This window comes from Caballeronia sp. GAWG1-5s-s, assembly GCF_023631445.1.
GTDB lineage: Bacteria > Pseudomonadota > Gammaproteobacteria > Burkholderiales > Burkholderiaceae > Caballeronia.
This window is the reverse complement of the sequence record NZ_JALQDC010000045.1, coordinates 75679-94971: the sequence shown is the minus strand read 5'-3', so window position 1 is coordinate 94971 and position 19293 is coordinate 75679. Positions and strand designations below refer to the sequence as shown.

The 19293-nt window shown below is 63.7% G+C and carries 11 protein-coding genes and 1 pseudogene; 9 read left to right on the top strand and 3 right to left on the bottom strand.

What is annotated here, in order from left to right:
• The first annotated feature begins 57 nt into the window (after positions 1–57).
• The 4 genes from NCR34_RS27120 to NCR34_RS27105 all read left to right on the top strand — a co-directional run bounded on the left by NCR34_RS27120 (position 58) and on the right by NCR34_RS27105 (position 6625).
• Positions 58–1143: a glycosyltransferase family 4 protein gene (locus NCR34_RS27120; protein WP_248323642.1), complete on the top strand. Its 1086-nt coding sequence runs from the start codon at positions 58–60 to the stop codon at positions 1141–1143.
• Positions 1144–1161: 18 nt separating this feature from the next.
• Positions 1162–2232, top strand: coding sequence for a glycosyltransferase family 4 protein (locus NCR34_RS27115; RefSeq protein WP_250501356.1), 1071 nt, complete (start codon positions 1162–1164; stop codon positions 2230–2232).
• 15 nt (positions 2233–2247) lie between these two features.
• Positions 2248–4047 carry an HAD family hydrolase gene (locus NCR34_RS27110; protein ID WP_248323644.1) on the top strand — a complete coding sequence of 600 codons (1800 nt, stop codon included), beginning with the start codon at positions 2248–2250 and terminating at the stop codon, positions 4045–4047.
• 112 nt (positions 4048–4159) lie between these two features.
• The gene (locus NCR34_RS27105) at positions 4160–6625 is read left to right on the top strand and encodes a glucose/quinate/shikimate family membrane-bound PQQ-dependent dehydrogenase (RefSeq protein WP_250501355.1); all 2466 of its coding nucleotides are present in this window, start codon (positions 4160–4162) and stop codon (positions 6623–6625) included.
• A gap of 1110 nt (positions 6626–7735) precedes the next feature.
• On the opposite strand, the gene NCR34_RS27100 is transcribed toward NCR34_RS27105, so the two are convergent.
• Positions 7736–8983, bottom strand: coding sequence for a YihY/virulence factor BrkB family protein (locus NCR34_RS27100; protein WP_248323646.1), 1248 nt, complete (start codon positions 8981–8983; stop codon positions 7736–7738).
• A 147-nt stretch (positions 8984–9130) separates the two neighbouring features.
• Complete coding sequence (locus tag NCR34_RS27095) at positions 9131–9301, bottom strand: hypothetical protein (RefSeq protein WP_248323647.1); 171 nt, start codon at positions 9299–9301, stop codon at positions 9131–9133.
• A gap of 104 nt (positions 9302–9405) precedes the next feature.
• On the opposite strand from NCR34_RS27095, the pseudogene NCR34_RS27090 reads away from it, so the two are divergent.
• The 3 genes and pseudogenes from NCR34_RS27090 to NCR34_RS27080 all read left to right on the top strand — a co-directional run.
• A pseudogene (locus NCR34_RS27090) lies at positions 9406–9933 on the top strand (type VI secretion IcmF C-terminal domain-containing protein); the annotation flags it as partial.
• Between the two features lie 798 nt (positions 9934–10731).
• Positions 10732–11646, top strand: coding sequence for a glycosyl hydrolase (locus tag NCR34_RS27085; RefSeq protein WP_248324215.1), 915 nt, complete (start codon positions 10732–10734; stop codon positions 11644–11646).
• A gap of 114 nt (positions 11647–11760) precedes the next feature.
• Positions 11761–13032: a YbfB/YjiJ family MFS transporter gene (locus NCR34_RS27080; protein ID WP_371747475.1), complete on the top strand. Its 1272-nt coding sequence runs from the start codon at positions 11761–11763 to the stop codon at positions 13030–13032.
• Positions 13033–13047: 15 nt separating this feature from the next.
• Here NCR34_RS27080 and NCR34_RS27075 read toward each other — a convergent pair whose 3' ends face one another.
• A complete protein-coding gene (locus tag NCR34_RS27075) occupies positions 13048–14445 on the bottom strand; it encodes a RepB family plasmid replication initiator protein (protein WP_248323648.1) in 1398 nt (465 codons plus the stop codon).
• A gap of 608 nt (positions 14446–15053) precedes the next feature.
• Here NCR34_RS27075 and NCR34_RS27070 point away from each other — a divergent pair.
• Together NCR34_RS27070 and NCR34_RS27065 are read left to right on the top strand one after the other, a co-directional pair.
• Positions 15054–16265, top strand: coding sequence for a ParA family protein (locus tag NCR34_RS27070; RefSeq protein WP_244851785.1), 1212 nt, complete (start codon positions 15054–15056; stop codon positions 16263–16265).
• Positions 16262–17239 carry a ParB/RepB/Spo0J family partition protein gene (locus NCR34_RS27065; RefSeq protein ID WP_248323649.1) on the top strand — a complete coding sequence of 326 codons (978 nt, stop codon included), beginning with the start codon at positions 16262–16264 and terminating at the stop codon, positions 17237–17239. Before NCR34_RS27070 ends, NCR34_RS27065 begins: the two co-directional genes overlap by 4 nt.
• Positions 17240–19293: the final 2054 nt, after the last annotated feature.

Here is a 19293-nt window from a genome sequence, read left to right as displayed (position 1 = left end):
CGCGCGTCGGCCTGCTGATTGCTAACCGAATCGCATACGGTCAATGCGGAACGCACAATGAAAATCGCACAGGTCGCACCGCTCTACGAGAGCGTCCCTCCTATCGCATACGGCGCCACCGAGCGCATCATTTCTTATCTGACGGAAGCACTGGTCGCCCTCGGGCATGAAGTCACATTGTTCGCCACGGCGGATTCGAGAACGCGCGCCCGCTTGCATGCGAGCGCGCCAACGGCGCTCTGGCGCGACGAACGCGTGTGGGATACGACGAGCCATCATCTGCGCCAGCTCGAAGCTGTCATCGAACGTTCATCGCAGTTCGATGTGATTCACTTTCACACCGAGCCCATTCATCTGCCGATGCAGCGCTTTCTCGCATGCGCATCGCTCACGACCATGCACGGGCGTCTTCTTCCCGCCGATCATGGTCCGCTCTTCGAGACCTTCGCGAATGCGCCGCTCGTCTCGATCTCCGACAGCCAGCGCCGCGGCGCGCCGCACGCGAACTGGCGGGCCACCGTGCATCACGGCCTTGCGCTCGATGAGATGCGCTATTCGCGCGAAGGCGGCGACTATCTGCTCTTCGTCGGCCGCGTGATGCCGGAAAAGCGCATCGACCGCGCGATAGAGATCGCGCGTCGCGCGGGGCTGCCGCTCAAGATCGCCGCTGCCGTGCATCCCGGCGAGCGCGCGTACTTCAAGGAGACGATCTGGCCGCTCATCGCGGAATCGGAGTCTTTCGTCGAGTATCTCGGCGAAGTGGGCGGCGAGACGCGTCGCGCGCTCTTCGCGAACGCACGTGCGCTCGTCTTTCCTATCGACTGGGAAGAGCCGTTCGGTCTCGTGATGATCGAGGCGATGGCCTCCGGCACGCCGGTCGTCGCGTTCAGGCGCGGCGCGGTGCCCGAAGTCATCGAGCATGGCGTGAACGGCTTCATCGTCGACGATGTGGACGAAGCCGTGCGCGCCGTTCGCGACATTGGCGCGATAGACCGCGCGCGCTGCCGCAAGACGTTCGAGCAGCGCTTTTCGTCCGAACGCATGGCGCGCGACTATCTCGCGGTGTATCACGATCTGCTGCAAAGCCGCGCGAGCGCAGACGCCTTTATCGCCGCCGCCGATACCGACCCGCTGGAAGCCTGACCTTCGACACGAACCACCATGCGCATCGCTCAAGTCTCAACGCTCCATGAAAGTGTGCCGCCACGACGTTACGGCGGCATCGAACGGATCGTCTCCTATCTCAGCGAAGAACTCGTGGCATTGGGTCACGACGTGACGCTTTTCGCGAGCGCGGACTCGCGCACGAGCGCGAAGCTGGTCGCGGGAAGCGATTGCGCCGTGCGGCTCGTCGAGGACACCGCCGATCCGCAAGCCTTCCACTTCGCGATGCTCGAAGACGTGGTCGCCGCGTCGAAGCACTTCGATATCGTGCATTTCCACACGGATTACCAGAGCTTTCCGTTCGCGCGCCGCATGCAGTGCGCGCATGTCACGACGCTGCACTGGCGGCTCGACGTGCCGGGACTCGAACCCATGTACCGCCGCTTCGCCGATATTCCGCTCGTCTCCATCTCGAACGCGCAGCGCGCGCCGCTGCCGTGGCTCGCGTGGGCGGGCACCGTATATCACGGCTTGCCGGACACACTCTATCCGTTCCATGAACGCGCGGGCGACCATCTCGCGTTCGTCGGACGGATCGCGCCAGCCAAGGGACCGGATGCGGCCATTCGCATCGCGCGTCGCGCGGGCATGCCGCTCAAGATCGCCGCGAAAGTGGATGAAGCCGACCGCCCGTACTTCGAGAGCGCGGTCGCGCCGCTCGTCGAAGCGCCGCTGATCGAATACGTCGGCGAGCAGGACGATGCGGGCAAGAGCCGAATCATCGGGCAAGCGCGCGCGCTGCTTTTTCCGATCGACTGGCCGGAGCCGTTCGGCCTCGTGATGATCGAGGCGCTCGCATGCGGGACGCCCGTGATCGCGTTCGGGCGCGGCTCGGTGCCGGAGATCATCGAGGATGGCGTGAACGGCTTCGTCGTGCGCAACGAGGACGAAGCGGTAGAAGCGCTCGCGCGTCTGCCGCAAATCGATCGCCGCCGCTGCCGCGAAACCTTCGAGCGGCGCTTCACGGCAGAGCGCATGGCGCGCGATTACGTCGATGTGTATCAGCGTCTCGTCGATGCCCGCGCGGCGCGTTGCGCGCAGCCATCGCTCATCGAACAGGACGCTTAACGAGAGGACACGCGCATGCGATTCATGGTGCTTGCCAGCGATTACGACAACACGCTCGCCGAGAACGGCCGCGTCTCCGAGGCTACGTGGGACGCCATCGACCGCCTGCGCGCGTCGGGGCGTCACATGATTCTCGTCACGGGCCGTGAGCTCGACGATCTGCTCACGTTGTGCGACCGCGTCGACCGTTTCACGTTGATCGTCGCGGAAAACGGCGGCGTGATCTATTCGCCCGTCACGCGCGAGCGCAAGCTGCTCGCGCCGCCGCCGCCGCCCGCGTTCGTCGAGGCGATGAAGAAGGCCGGCGTGCGCCATCTCGGCGTGAGCCAGACGCTCGTCGCGACCGTGCGGCCTTACGACGAACAGGCGCACGCCGCCATCCGCGATCTCGGGCTGGATCTGCACGTCGTCTATAACGGCGACGCCGTGATGGTGCTCGCGCCCGGCGTCAGCAAGGCGAGCGGCCTGCTCGCCGCGCTCGATGAACTCTCGCTGTCGCCGCGCAATGCCGTGGGAGTCGGCGACGCGCAGAACGATCACCCGCTGCTCGATGCGTGCGAGATGTCGGCGGCGGTGAGCAACGCGATTCCCGCGCTGAAGTCGCATGCGGATATCGTGCTGAAGAGCGAATGCGGCGCGGGCGTGACCGAACTGATCGACGCGATTCTGGCCGACGATCTGGCCGCCGCGAGCGAGCGCGTCACGCGGCGCAACGTGCTGCTCGGAGAGCGCGTCAACGGCGATTCGCAGCAAGAAGGGGGCGAAGCTGAAACGCTCGCGCCGCAGCGGACCGTCGCGCTGATCGCCGGGCAATCGGGCGGCGGCAAGTCCACGCTCATCACGGGTCTCATGGAGCGGCTCGTGGCGGCCGGCTACCAGTTCTGCGCGCTCGATCCCGAAGGCGACTTCGATACGTTCGAGAACGCGCTGCCCATCGGCGATGCCGAGACCGCGCCGAAAGCCGACGACATCACGCGGCTTTTGCATCAGCCGAGCCAGTCCGTGCTCGTGAACCTCATGCGCGTCACGTTCGCGGACCGGCCCGCGTACTGCGCGAGCGTGCTCGCGCACATGCAGAAATCGCGCGCGCTCACCGGCCGCCCGCACTGGATGCTCTTCGACGAGGCGCATCACTTCTTTCCCGCCAGCATCAATCCGGCCGACGAAGTGCTGCCCGACCAGCTCGCGCCCGCGCTTTTCGTCACCGTGCATCCGGAGCAGCTTTCGCCGCGTCTCCTGGATCGCGTGACGGTGTTCATCGGCGCGGGTCCGGGCGCGCAGACTTCGCTCGAAGAGTTCGCGCGCGCGGCGGGCCACGATGCGCCCGGCGCGCTGCCCGACGATATCAAGCCCGGCCAGGCGCTCGTGTGGCGTCGCAAGGCGGACGACGGCGGCTGGGACGAGCCGGTCGTCGTGCATGTGGAGCCCGCGAAAACGCAGCGCCGCCGTCATGTGCGCAAATATGCGGAAGGCATGCTGATTCCGGAGCGCAGCTTCTACTTTCGCGGCCCCGAGGACAAGCTGAACCTGCGCGCGCACAATCTCGTGCTCTTTCTCGAACTCGCCGAGGGCGTCGATGAGGAGACCTGGATGTTCCATCTGCGCCAGGGCGACTATTCGACGTGGTTTCGCGACGTGATCGGCGATACGTCCCTTGCGGACGAAGCGCAAGCCGTCGAAGCCAACGAGGGCCTTTCGGCGAAGGAGAGCATCGAAGCGATTCGAAAGGCCGTCGAAGAGCGCTACACGCAGCCGGAGAATCCGGTGCTGCCGAACATCCTTGCGCCGGGATCGAAAGACGGCGATGGCGCATAGATTGCTGCACTGCGTCGCGTAACGCGTATTGCGCTTGGCATCGGATAAACGTTCGATGCCAGCCGCCGTTCGCGTCGCATGTCCCTGAAGGTGCTCTAAGCAGAGGTGTTGAATGAATACGAACTCGCCGCCAGCGCGGTCGCCCGCTGATCCGTCGTCGCCATCGCCATCGAACACGCGATCGCCGTCGCCTGTCGTCAAATGGGTTACCGTGTTGTTTCTCGCGTTGTCGGGGCTGTATCTGGTCGGCGTCGGCATATGGCTCGTCGCCATCGGCGGCTCGCCGTATTACGTCGTCGCGGGCATTCTCATGCTCGCCGTCGCGTGGCTCATCTGGCGGCGCAATACGCTGGCGCTGATCGTGTACGCGGTGCTGCTCTTCGGCACGCTGATATGGGCGGTCGCCGAAGCGGGCTTCGACTTCTGGGCGCTCGCGCCGCGTCTGGACGTGCTCGTCATCGTTGGAATCTGGTTGCTGCTGCCCTTCACGTATCGCCTGTATACGAACCCGGTGCGCCGCGGCGGGCTCGCGCTCGGCGCCGCGCTCGTTCTGACCGGCATCGCGCTCGTGTACGCCGTGTTCAACGATCCGCAAGAGGTCAGCGGCACGGTGTCGGCGCAGGCGTCGAGTGCGGCCGGTGCGGCGGCTGCGCCGGCGGCGACCGGCGGCCGTCCGGGCGACTGGCTCGCATACGGCAATTCGCAGCACGGCACGCGCTATTCGCCGCTTTCGCAAATCAACGACAAGAACGTCGGCAATCTGCAAGAAGCGTGGACCTTCCGCACGGGCGACATGAAAGGCCCGCACGATCCGCTCGAAATCACCGATGAGGTGACGCCGCTCGCCGTCGACGGCACGCTCTTTTTCTGCACGCCACACCAGAACGCCATCGCGCTCGACGGCGCGACCGGCAAGGAGAAATGGCGCTTCAATCCGGACCTGAAGCCGGACCCGAGCTTTCAGCACGTGACTTGCCGGGGCGTCTCCTACTACGAGACGCCTGCCGCCGCGCAGGCGCGTCAGACGAACAACCTGTCGTCGCTGCCGGCGTGCGCGCGCCGCGTGATCCTTCCGGTGAACGATGGCCGTCTCTTCGAACTCGATGCCGCGACCGGCCAGCGCTGCGCGGGCTTTGCCGCGAACGGCATGCTCGACTTGCAGCACTTGCAGCCGGTCAAGACGCCGGGCATGTACGAGCCGACCTCGCCGCCGATCATCACGTCGAAGGTCATCGTCATGGCCGGGTCGGTGACGGACAACTACGGCACCCGCGAGCCCTCGGGCGTGATTCGCGGCTTCGACGTGGACACGGGCAAGCTGCTCTGGGCGTTCGATCCGGGCGCGCGCGACCCGAACGCGATTCCGAGCGATCAGCACGGCTACACGATGAACTCGCCGAACTCGTGGGCGCCCGCTGCCTACGATGCGCAACTCGACATCGTGTATCTGCCGATGGGCGTCTCGACCCCGGACATCTGGGGCGGCAATCGCACGCCCGAACAGGAACGCTACGCGAGCGGTCTGCTCGCGCTGCATGCATCGACCGGCAAACTCGCGTGGTTCTATCAGACCGTGCACCATGACCTGTGGGACATGGACTTGCCCGCGCAGCCGACCATCGCGGATATCAAGGATTCGAACGGCAACATCATTCCCGCGATCTATGCGCCGGCGAAGACGGGCAACATCTTCGTGCTCGACCGCCGCACCGGCAAGCCGATCGTTCCGGCGCCCGAGCAGCCGGTGCCGCAGGGCGCGGCACAGGGCGATCGCCTGTCGCCGACGCAGCCGTTCTCGCAACTCACCTACCGGCCGCAGAAGAACCTGACCGGCGCGGACATGTGGGGCGCGACGATGTACGACCAGCTCGTGTGCCGCGTGATCTTCCATCGGCTGCGTTATGAAGGGCCGTTCACGCCGCCGTCTGAGCAAGGCACGCTCGTGTTCCCAGGCAATTTGGGCATGTTCGAATGGGGCGGGCTTGCCGTCGATACCGACCGACGCATTGCGATTGCGAACCCGATTGCGCTGCCGTTCGTCTCGAAGCTGATTCCGCGCGGGCCGAACAACCCGATGGAGCCGCCGCAGGCCGGACAGTCGGGCACTGGCGCGGAAACCGGCATTCAGCCGCAGTACGGCGTGCCGTTCGGCGTGACGCTAAATCCGTTCCTCTCGCCGCTGCGTCTGCCGTGCAAGCAGCCGGCCTGGGGCTATGTGTCGGCGCTCGATCTGGAGACGAACAAGGTGATCTGGAAGAAGCGCATCGGCACGACGCGCGATGCATCGCCGATTCCGCTTCCGTTCAAGATGGGCATGCCGATGCTCGGCGGCCCGATGACGACGGCGGGTCACGTGTTCTTTATCGGCGCGACGTCGGACGACTATCTGCGCGCATTCAGCACCGATACCGGCGAGGAGTTGTGGCACACGCGTCTGCCGGCAGGTGGACAGGCGACGCCGATGACGTATGAGGCGAACGGCAAGCAGTACGTGCTGATCGCGGCCGGCGGGCATGGGTCGTTTTTGACCAAGCTCGGGGATTATGTGATCGCTTATGCGTTGCCGGAGAAGCGGTGAGGGGTGTTGTGCGCGGTGATGGGCGACAGCGATTCGTGGACGGTTGGGCGTTGCACGCGCTGATGGATTGGGGCCTGCACGGGCGCAGCGTGTAAATGGATGTGCAAGCTGCCTGCCGGCTTGTTGTGCCGCGCAGAGCAGCTTGCCAAGGCCACCAAGTCGGCCGACAACGCGCTGTCGCTCGTCAAACGGATCCTACGAATTGCTAGGTTACCGACGCGGCAGCTAACGATGGTGTGCCAGCCCGTTAGGATGGGGCACTTTCTAAGCTGGCGATGCGGTAGCCATCATCAGTTGCTTGTGAAGAAGCCATTTGCCACTCTTTGGAGTTGTCTGCGCGGCAGTGAATGCGGCGGATGAATGTATGCGTGTGCGTCGCCTTCTAACCTGCCCACGCGGCAATGAACCGGTCACGTCCGCAATGACGTCCAGCACCTTTGTTTCTATGCCTACGCACGAGCAACTGGAAGTGAAAGGCAACAAACCCCTGGTTCGCAACAGGGTCCCTTTCGACGCGGCTAGACACCCGAAATCACTCCAGCGTCGCAATTGTCTAATACCGAGCGCAAGACGGGCTCAGTGCAAAGAAGGGAGAAAGCTCCATCTCTCGGCTATTGACCCGGTGTCGAGTTCTGCCTGACCGACGCGCGGCTGACAAACTGACGCGCCGGGGCGCAGCATACTAGCGCGCCATTTCTTTGACGGCTCGCTCTTCACCGTCCAGATTGATCGCGCTGTCTTGCAGCGATTCATGACCGGCACATCTCGGGACGACCGACTGCATCTTAACGATGTGCACGCGCCGTCTTTGCGTGTGAACCCGAACTGCACCGCCATGCGGCTCGTGTTGCGCCACGCTAACGTGGCGACGTCGACAGCGCTTCCGCAGATGCGATCACCGCGATCGTGAACGAGTCGGCGCCATCGATCTCCGGGCGCTCCATCGGCCCGGATGTAACCGCAACCGGGCGTTGTCCATCTTCGCGCACGCCAGCGTCCTATCACCTGCGAGCGGTTGCGCGCCGCGCGTCGCCGTGACGACGACGGGCGCGAGGGTCATTCGGGCAGCCTCAGCCGCCCGTCTCATCCGCTCGGACAACGCCAGCCCGCCTACACCTTCACCGACCGATGATGCCGCCCCGGCGTCCGGCTCGACCCTTTCGCGAACACGAAGAGACTCGCGCCCGCGCCCGCAGCCGCGATCGCGAGCCGCATCGGATTGGCCTTCACCGTATGGACGCCCTTTGCAACGGCATTCGCCCACGGCGACGAGCGCGTGCTGCCCGAGGTCGACCGCGGAACAGGCGAAACAGGCGGAACAGGCGGCAGCGGCGCGGGCGCGACCGGCTGCGCGTGCGCCGCGCTCGCGAGCACCGGCGCGTGCGGCGCGCCGTGAACGCCTTCGTGAGACCCATGGTTCGATGCGCCGGTCCCCGGCGCGGGCATCGCGGGCGCGCCCGGCTGATCGGCTGCGCTCGATTCCTTCGTCGGCTTGCCCTCGCGCGCTTCCGCTCGCGCGGCCGCGGCTTCCGCGCCGAGCAGCAGCACGGCGGCGGCGAAGTACAGCCACATCATGAGCACGGCGAGCGATCCGGCCGCGCCGAAAGCGTTGGCCGTGCCCGCGTGCGTCAGATACAGCGCGAAGAGCTTCTTGCCAACCGAGAACAGCACGGCGGCAATGACGCCGCCCACGAAGGCATCGCGCCAGGCGACGTGGCCATCGGGCAGATACTTCATCAACGCAGCGAAGGCACAGGACAAGATCACAAGGCCGAGGAGGAACTGCGCGATATCGCCGATGACGACGAGCGGCGATTCCCCGAACACCCATTTGCCGGCCGCCTGCACCGCCGTATCCAGCACGAGCGAGATGATCAACAGGAACGCGACGCCCATCACGAGGCCGAACGAAATCAGCCGCACCTTGACGAGCGTGGCGACGCCCGACTTCTCTTTGTCCTCGGCGGGCCATACGACGGAAAGCGCCGTATTGAGCGACGAAAAGGTAGCGGACGCGCCCACGGCCAGCAGCACGAACGAGATGACCGCCGCGATGCCGCCTCCGCCGCTGCGGTGCGCGTGCTCGACGATGGTCTGCACGCTCGCGGCGGCGTCCTTGCCGAGCATGCCGCTCACCTGATGGAAGATCTGCCCGCGCGCGGCCTCTTCGCCGAAGACGAGTCCGGCCACGGCAATCACCATGACGAGCGTCGGGGCGAGCGAGAAGGCCGAATAGAACGCGATGCTCGCGGCCATCGGCGCGGAACGGTCGGCGCTGAAGCGTTTGAAAGTGCGGACGGGCCACGCGATCGCCCGGCTCATGAGGGATGTCGAATCCCGCGCGGATGTCTTGTTCATCGCTATTCTCCTGGGAAGTGCTGCTTGCCTTTAGCATCGCGGATGCCAGCCGGCAGAACGAGGGTGCGAAAACGCGGGAGTGCTGATGATGGGCGCAGGCGCCCGGCCGCCTCTGTGCCGGGCCGCGGTGCGCATCGCGTGTGAGTTTTAGCCGTCCGCGCCGGGCTTCGAAATGTCGGGCGTGCCGCGCACGGGGTTCTGGTCCGGCTGGAGATCGGTGTTGTCAGGCAGCGTCTCCGGCGTGCGCGCGGGCGGCGTGCCGCTCGCGATTTCGGTTTGCTCGGGGGTAGGTCTTTGGGGTTGGGTCGGGTCGGACATGGGGGCTCCTTGGGGCGTCGGTATCGGAGTCGTTAGCAAGGGACGTACTCGCGCGTTGCGCGTCGCGCTGCACACGGAATGCGACGCTGAATGACGCTGCGCCCTGGAAAGCCGACCTCCGCATCGCTGAACTCGACCCGACGATCCTGAGCCTCTCCATCGACATTGACGGTCAGAACGCGCTCTACCAGCACGGCCCCGTCGCGCCAACGCGCATCAGCTGGCCCGGCCCGCGCGGCGGCGTCCATGCGGAACTGACAGCGAGCCCGCGCATCCGCGCCGATACATCGACGATCGCAGCCGACGGCCCGTGGGCGCTCATGCGCCTGATGCGTCTTGGCGAAGTCGTGCCGACGGCGACGCCGGGCCGCACGCGCGTGGTCTTCGGCTTCGAGGGCCGCAAGGCCGTGCTCGATATCGCGACGGCCGGCAGCGTGGCGAACCCGCTCACGAGCGATTTGCTCACCACGTTCCGCTGCCCGAGTTCCATGCCGTTCTTCAACTTGCCCGACAGCGGCCCGCCGCCCGGATTGCCGGCATTGCCGTCGCAGACAGCCTCCGCCGCCGGAACAGCAACCACAACCGCCGCGGCGGCCGATCCCGCTCCGGCGGCTTCGGCGAGCCGTCAATAAGCATCGCCGCTTTGGCAGACGGGCGCACGGTCGACAAACGTAGCCGGCGCTCGCCGATAGCGGTATCGGCCGCAGTTTTCCGGCACATATTTCCGCTTTCCCGCCGGGTCAAGCAAACGTTGGCGGCCCGGCTCGTTCAGTGCGCGCCGTCCGCGCAAATTTGACGACACCGGACCCTAAAGTCCCGCCCTTTCCGGCCGTAGTTACGTCCGAACACCAAGCGGGACAGCGTCTCTCATCCCGCCGCACTTTCCCTTTGCATCGCCGATCGGGCTGGCCGCGCGATGGTCCGCTCATCCATCCGTTGTCTTTTGGACATTCGGCTCGCGCTTTCGCGTTGGGCGATCGCGGCCTCGATCAGCATTCCTAAGTGACATCATGATGACGATCAACTCGAATGCACGCGCTCTTTTCCAGGCGCGCCCGTGCGCCCTGTTCGCCGTAGCGCTGGCGATCACCGCGCTCCTGACGGCGTGCGGCGGCGGCGGCGGAGCCGACGGCACGGCGGGTGCAGCGAAAAGCGCCGCCACCGGCACCGCCGTCAGCAATCCGGGCAGCGATGCGGCTTCCGCGGCTTCATCGGCTTCGTACTCGGGAAGCGGCGCTGCCGTCGCGTATCCAAGCAGCACAACCACCACGCAGTCCGCAGCGAATTCCACGGCGGCTACCGCGGCGAGCACTTCGGCGAACAGCACGGCGACGCCAAGCAACGCGGCGCCCGTTAGCCTGAACAACTCGACAGGATCGAGCGCGAGCACGCCGGTAAGCGCACCCGCGCCGGTCAATGCGTCTGCATCGATCTTCTATGGCGCCAATGGCCACAACAACGAAGGCGGCGCCTACGACATCTCGACTCCCGCGCGCCAGCTTTCGCAATTGCAGGATCTCGGCGCGAAGCTGTACCGCAACGAGGTGTATAGCCAGGCCACGGCCACGAAGCTGGCGGGCATCGCAAGGTCGATGGCCGCAGGCGGCGTGACGGTGTTTCCGGTGCTGTTGTCCGACCCGCGCACGTTCAACAGCGAGACGGACGCGTACAGCGCGGGCTTTGCGCTCGGCCAGCAGACGGCGACGTCGTATCGGTACCCGTACTACGAGGTGTCGAACGAACTGGGCGCGATGACGCTGGTCGGCAACGTGGACGGCGTCTATCCGCAACAGTTCGACAATGCGCTCTTCCAGAAGGCGCGCGGCGTGATACGCGGCATGATCGCCGGCATCAAATCGGTCGATACGAACGGCAAGATCATCATCGGCGGCGATACGTGGCTGCACTACGGCTTCGACGACATGCTCTGGAACGGCACGCAGCCGGACGGCACGGCGGGGCATCCGAAAGTCACGTGGGACATCACCGGCTGGCATTGGTATTCCGAGCAGGGCGACATCACGCGCGCGTGCGGCGGCACCGGCTGCCACGACGTGCTCGCCGCATTGCAGGCGTTCGGCAAGCCCATCTGGCTGACCGAGTTCGGCGTGCGCCCGTCCTACGGCTCGGACGCGCAGATCGCGTCGTACATGGTCGGCAACACGATGATGGCGCAGTTCGTCGCGGTGGCGTCGCGCTACAACCTTCAGGCGATCCAGGTCTACGAGCTCTACGACGATCCGGTCGGCGGCGAAGGCAACTACGGTCTCTTGATGAACGACGGCGTCACCCAAAAGCCGGTGTATGCGGCGTTCAAGAATTTCGTCGCCGCGCATCCGATGTAACTTCTCATCGCGTGATCTCGACGATGGACGGCGTAGCGAACGGTACAGGCGAGCTCGACGCGCTACCATAAGCCGCACCATCAGCGATTCAAGCGAGCCGGAGAAGCGACGAGCGTGCGAAATCCAGAGACTTTCGACAGCGGCGCAGGACCTCGAGCGCAGCCGCAGCTCGCGAGCGCATCGACAAGCCGTTCGCACGCGCGGCGGCTCGCCGTCGCCTTGTCGCTCGGCAGCGCGATCGCGCTCGGGTTCGCACGCTTCGCCTATGCCTTGCTTCTGCCTCCGATGAAGCTCGACCTCGGATGGAACTTCGCGCAGGCCGGCGCGATGAACACGGCCAACGCGCTCGGCTATCTGCTCGGCGCGTTTGCGTTCTGGCGGCTGTCGCAACGGCCCGCGCCGCGAACGCTCTTCGTCGCCGGCTGTTTCGCGACGGCGGTGTTGATGGCATTGAGCGGCGCGGTCACGCAGACCAACGGGCTGCTTCTGCTGCGGGTCGTGACCGGCGCCGCGAGCGCGCTCGTCTTCGTGAGCGGCGGGGTGCTGGCGGCCCGCCTCGCGTCGCTTTCGCCTCGCGATTCGGGGCTCATCATCGGCTTGTATTACGGCGGCACGGGTTGGGGCATCGCGGTTTCGTCGATACTCGTCCCGCTGACGATATCGTCCGATACGCACGGCTGGCGCTACGCCTGGTTCGCGCTCGCGGCAGCGTGCGCGCTCTGCGGAATCGCCGCAGTCTGGGCCGCGCGGCGTATCGACTCCGCATCTGCGCCACCGATGGCACCACGCGGAGCGCCAGTCGCGGCGCATCGGCCGGTGCGGCACAGGCGCTATATCCTCGCGCTCGCGGGATATGGGTGCTTCGGCGTCGGCTATATCGGGTACATGACGTTCATCGTCGCGTTGTTGCGCACGGCGGGCATGACCGCGACCGTCGTCAGCGGCTTTTACGTGGTGCTCGGCTTGGCGACGGTCGTCTCGGCGCGCGTGTGGTCGGGACTGCTCGACCGGGTGCGCGGCGGTCAGGCGCTCGCGTTGCTCAACGCGCTGCTTGCCGTGGCGACGCTCGTCCCCGCCCTGCTCGCGCATCCGGTGGCCGCGTTCGCATCGGGTCTGCTGTTCGGCGCGACGTTCTTATCCGCCGTGGCGTCGACGACGGCCTTCGTCCGGCACAACCTTGCTGCGAGCCAATGGGCGAGCGGCATCAACGCGTTCACGATCGTCTTCGCGGTCGGGCAGATCGTCGGTCCCACGGTAATCGGGCGCATTTCGGACAGCGGCGGGCTCAGTCGCGGTCTCGTCTACTCGGCGGCCATGCTTGCGCTCGGCGCTGCGCTTGCGGCGTGCCAGAAGCCGCTGAGCGACCCGGCACCGCCGACAGAATGAAGCCGGCGCGGCGAGTCAGTTCGACCGCGCCTTCTTCATCTTGACGTACACGTGCGAGCAGAACGCATCGGCGACGACGCGATTGACCGTCAGGATGTTGTCCGCGCTCAACGATTCGCGCGACAGGCCTTGTTTCTCGATGAGCCGTTGCGGAATCAGCTGGCTGACGAACGAATGGCACAGCTCCTTGCGTGACTGCGCATCCGCGGACTCGAAGAACTCCCGCCCTGCCCTGATTTCTTCGCTGATCTTCGCTTTCGCGGAATCGTTCTGCGCCTGAATGGTCGCTTCGAGTTGCGCCTGCGCGGCGTCGCGCTCGCGCCGGCCTTTCTTCTCTTCTTCGAGTTGCCGGGCCTTGATCGCGGCCATCTTGCGGTCGGCATCGCCGATACGATAGTTGCCTTCCAGCGCCTTGAAGAGATAGCCGCGCGGGCTCACGGTGACCTTGCCTTCGTTCAGCTTGAAGCGCGTGTACTCGATCGCCTGTTCGAGACGCTCGTCCGTCCACACATCGCGGCGCTTGGCGAGGCGCTCGAAGTCCGGCGTGTCGAACGCGAATTCGTTGTGCAGAAGCAGGTACATCTCGTCGGCGATGCCAGCCCGCGCCGCATCCGCGCCCTGCTTCTTCGTGAAGCGAAAGCGAATCTTGAGTTTGTCGCGCGTGGCGCGGTCGGCGTTGGCTTCCCAACTCACGTCGAAGTCCGAGACTTCATTGAGTTGGTCGATAGCCGGCTCCAGGAACCGCTTCTTGAATTCCTTCACTTCCTTGCGCGACTCGCCCACCTTGCCCGGCCATTCGAGCACCTCTTCGAACGGGAACCATTCGGTCACGCCGTGACCTTCGCACGGGATCAGCCGGTCATAGATCGCACGCGCGAGCGACAGCGAAAAGGCCGTCGAGGCGCGCAGGCTCAACCAGTGGGCCTTGTAGGGGCTGATCAGATACTTGATGACGCGCCCTGAAAGCAGCACGCAGACAACGTTCCGCTCGATGTAGCAGTCACCCAGCAAACTGATGGTGCCCCACGAGTCCTTTTCCGTCAGTTCCTCGATGGACGGCGCCGTCATGATTTCGACGCGCGCGCGCGCGGCCGCTCTCATTTGCGCGATCAGGTGACTGTGATTGCGGCTGTCGTAACGCATCAGCCACTTGAAGTAGTTCACGTCTGCGGTGAAGGTGTAGACCTTGTCGTCGATCAGTTCGTCGGGCGCTTTTGTCGCGACGATGAAATACGCGGCGTCGAGCACGCGCCGCGCCGCGATCCCGAGGCCGCCGACGCGCGTAAAGATGTTGTTGCGCAGAAAACCGATGTCGCGCGTCGCCTCGCAAATAGCCGCGCCTTGTCCGGACATATCTTCGTAGATGTCCAGCGCGAGTTGCTGAGGGGTGACGGTGAAATCTTGATTGTCCATTCTTCGGTTCGGCTACTGTCCCGGCACTCTAACAGGCGCGAAAAGCGTGTCAACACAAAAACCGCCCCGGTTTCATCCCGTCGGATTGCACAAAAACCGCCCCGCAAAAAGCGCGCGCTGCCCAAATTCCGCCCCGATGCACACAAAAACCGTCTCCAGCCGCCCAGTTTGCGACTCAGCCCGCACAAAAACCGCCCCGCGCTTCACAAAAACCGTCCCTATTCACAGGGGCGGGCATTGATTAGAAAGGATTTTTGCCGCGCTGTTAGTGGGTTTGTGGGTCAGGGTTTACAAAAAAACGGAACAAACCAAGATTGCACGGCGGCCGATTGGCTATTCGCTATCGCTAAGTCGTTGATTTGCCGAGCATTTGGCTAAACACAAAAACCACCTCCGGGACGGTTTTTGTGCGGGACGCGTTTCCGCGTGGCAATAACGCGTTTTAAACGTTGGCTCTTAGATGGTGAGGTCGGCAATTCAAGAGCCGAAACACCACGCTTCAGGCCCCTTTCGCCACAAGAAACTGCGAAATTTCACCGCTTTGCAAGCCTGTTTACGCATATTCGTGTATTCTGCGCTTCAGCGTCAATACAGGGAGAAAGCGCAGAATGGCCAACGTAGGTAGCTTACCAATGGAAGATCGCAAGGTGTCGCTCCGGGAAGTCGCGGAGTTTGCGGACAACCTCGAACCGTTTTCGGACAACCTTCGCGAGCAGATTCTCGCGCCGCGCCCGCGCAAGACTGCGCCCTTCTATACCATCAGCGAGCTCGCCGAGATGTGCAATCTCACTCGCCAGCAGATTCAATATCTTGTGACCAAGGGCGAAGGCGGTCTGCCGAGCGGCACGCTCAACGGGAACGGACGCAGCCGGACGTTCACGCTACCCGAGGTTCGTCTGTGGGTGAAGATGGCGTCCGATATCTATCAGACGCGGCTCGACGATGCCGACGGCACGTTCCGCGGCAAGGTGCTTACCACGGCTCAGTTGAAGGGCGGCTCGGCAAAGACTACGACAACGGTCTGCCTCGCACAAGCGCTGACGCTGCTGGGTCGAAAAGTCTTGCTGATCGATCTTGATCCGCAGGCGTCGGCGTCGGAGTTGTGTGGACTCTATGCCGAGAAGGAAATCTCGGGGGACGACACGGTGCTGCCTTATATCTATGACCAGAACGTGGAGGGCGGGCTGGGCGCGAGCGTTCAGTCGACTTACTGGGATGGCCTCGACATCATCCCCGGCCACACATTCTTGTACGGAGCGGAGTTCCTACTTCCGGCACGCCAGAAGACGATTCAGGGCTATCGGTTCTGGGCTGTGCTGCGGGAAGGCCTCGAGCCGCTGCGGGCGCAGTACGACTACATTCTGATCGATACGTCGCCCTCGCTGTCGTACATGAACCTCAACGCGTTGCTGGCCGCGGACGCGCTCGTCATGCCGATGATTCCCGAGAATCTCGACTTCATCAGCTCGTTGGCATTCTGGCGGCTTTTTTCCGATGTCGCTGAAGACTTCTTGCCGTACGAGGAAGACAAGGTGTACGACTTTATTTCAATCCTGCTGTCGAAGGTCGACTACGGTAAGACATCGTCGGCGCCGGTGGTCCGGCAATGGGCGCAGAGCGCATATGGACGCTGGCTTGATCCCTTCGAGATTCCGGCAAGCTCTGTGATGAGTGGCGGTGCGTTGTCGTTCTCCACTGCGCTGGATGTAGTCAGCACGCACTCGACGGCGAAGTCGTTGCAACGGGTTCGGCAGCCGATGATGCAGTACGCGAAGTGGCTCGACGATATGTTCGTTAAATCCTGGAAGGAGGCGGCGTGAGTAACAACATCAGAGAACAACTCATGGCCAAGACGGCCAACCTTCCGAAGCCGGCCGACTTCAAGGGCGAGGCGAAGAAGGATCGCAACGCCCGCGGTCCGCAGACGATGCCGGGCATCACGAGCGCGCTTGCGGCGGCGCAGCTGCGGATTCAGGAGTTGGAGTCAAAGGGCGTCGAGACGGAGATTCCCCTGGACGCGATCGTGCCGAATCCGTGGCAACCGCGTCGTCAGTTCAACGAGAGCAAGCTGTCGGAACTGGCTCGCTCCATCGATGAAGTCGGGTTGCTGCAAGCGGTTACCGTCCGACGGATCGGAGAGTCGTTCCAGTTGGTAGCCGGCGAGCGTCGACTGCGCGCGCACAAGCTTATCAATAAGGAGACGATACGGGCGGTTGTGATTGATTGCTCGGATCAGGACATGGCGGCGCTTGCGTTGATGGAAAACGTCACGCGCGACGATCTGTCGGACTATGAGATTGCCATTGCTATCAGACGTGCGGAAGCGGAGTTTCCTAATCGGACGCGATTGGCTGAGGCGATGGGGATCTCGCGCAGCGATCTCTACAGGTTCTTGGCTTTCGACGCGCTGCCTGATTTTGTGAAGCGCGATCTGGATTTGACGCCTTCTGTTTTGGGAGCGTCGTCGGCACAGGACGTTGCGAATGCTTTGAAGAAGTCGGGGGACGCTGGATTGAAGGCGTTGCAGGAACTGTGGCCTCAGGTCTTGTCGGGCGACCTTGTGCAGACGAAGCTCGCCGCGAGTTTGGGCGCGCATGTCAGTCGCGGTGGTGCGACTACGGACGCCGGAGGGCGCAGTATTCTGAAGATATTTGCCGGGAAGGTGCAGGCCGGGAGTATCACGAAGGATGTTAAAGGTTTGACGTTCAAGTTTAAAGCAGGCGTGGTCACTGAAGAGCAGGAAAACCAGCTGAGAGAACATATAGGGAAGATGTTCTCTATCAGATCGGAATGAATCGATTGGCCCGCGACGCGGGCTTTTTTTTCGGCTGTGCCGGGCACTCTTCGTTGACCCGTTTTCCGGTGGCGCGATCCGCGTGCTGATGTAACCGGTGCGTCGGGGCGGCAAGCGCCGCGACGTTGCGTGGGCTGTCTTATTCTGAAAAGCTGGCAAGTGAGCCCGCAGTGGAGTGTCCGAATTCGGACACAATTCAAGGTGGCGCCGGGAGTCGGCAGTTTGTGGCGCCGTAGCTGATTGCGTATTGCTACGCGCTTCCGAACGGCGGAGGCTGCTCTGCTTCCGGTTGCTTCGTGTCCGAATTTGGGCACTATCAGCTATGAATCTTCCCGCGCCGGCTATTCCGCTCTTGGCGCAGCCAAAGCCGGCAGCGGGTTAGCGGGCCGAAAAGCCTGGCGCGACTAAAGGCGCAACAGGGGCGGTGCCACGGTTCGCGCACTCGCATGCATCCGTGCGGCAAGCAGCCCCACGCTGCGGCCTGCCGCAACGCAGGTGCTTGCAAACGGGGATTGCTAACGTGAGTTCTGATGGCCGCCGGAGTGTCAGTGGTTGGTGTCGATCGACTCGTGTTCAGAAGTCGATCGGCGGCGACGAGCAGGAGGTGCCAATTGCGTGGCCCGATGCGAAGTAGCGAGAGAACGGACCCGGTGCCTCAATATGACGCGCAGAAATCAACGGCTGGGCGTGCCTTTATTCGCAACCGTTTCGAGCGCATATCGGCGAACCCTCGCTCGCTAACGCGCGCCCGATCAGCGAACCACAAGTGTCCGAATTCGGACACCGTCCAAGATGTACAAGCCAATCCGAGAGCTTCGGATTAACGGCTGGGTGTGCCTCAATCGCAACCATCTCTGATGCGTGTCGCCGATCCCCCGCTCGCTGATACGCGCCTGACCAGCGAACCACAAGTGTCCGAATTCGGACACCGTCCAAGACGTACTAGCGAATCCAAGAGCTTCGATTAGCCGCTCATGAAGCAGCGCTGTGAGCCAAGTTACACACGACTGTGAGTTGCCATCCTCACAGCGTTCCGGGCCTGGCAGACCTTCATCCGTCCGACCGTGACTCTCAGCCGTTTGTGGCTTGGCACCGCAGCGAAAACCGCATTACGACGTCGCGGAAAAGCTCGCATTCACTTTATCCGCCCTCGAGCGCAATCGCCACTAGCGTGGCATTTCTTGCGTTTAAAGGGCTGTCATTAGGACGGTCCCGGTCCAACAGCGTTGGATCGGTAGTCATGTGAACGATCGAATGCAGGTAACCCTCCCTCGTAGTTAAAGTTTAGGTGACCGTTGCCGGGAGTGCCCACGTGTCCATAGTGCCATCGACGTCAGCCTGTGAAGTGGGAACGCGGTGGTTACGTGACTAGATCGCTGGCCTAACTGGAGTTCGACGGGGTAGCAACCATTTATGAGCCTCACCATTCGTAGCAGACCACGTATGTTGGCGCTTCTACCATTGAGGTTCGTCGCAACAATCAAGGCTTAGACACAGCCTGCCAACTAGCAGACGCGGGTAAAGTCCTGCGAGCAGTGCGGGGCGACGCCAGCCATCAGGGCGAAGTTGATGGGCGAAGGCAAGCGGCTGTGTTCCAAGTAAAGCCGGCGCGGCGGTGAGGCGCTCGCGGTGTACCAACCGCCCTCCACATCGTCCGCGCAGCGGGACGGCTTGCAATCATCGAGGGGAATCTAGCGGATCGCGTCAAACTTTGGAGACAAGCGGCGCCTACAATTTGCCGCATCGGAACCGTCCGGCCCGCTTCGCGTTGCTCCGAGCGTTCCGACGTTCGATGGGCCAAACGGCGAGCGAACCAGCGGAGGGGCTGCGGAGATGGGCCGCATTTCCGTTGGCCGGAAGTTGGGCTTTCGGACTAATCAGTATGTGAATCGGGGCAGCGCGACTGCCGCATGCGGGCGGGGTTCGAGCCGGCGCGTCAATGGTGCAACGTCGTACAGCATCATCTCGAGCCGCTCCAAGCACCCGACAACGCTCATCGCGAATCACACCGATAGCAAGGGCAGAGTGCGCCAGACGCACTGTCGGGAACAAGT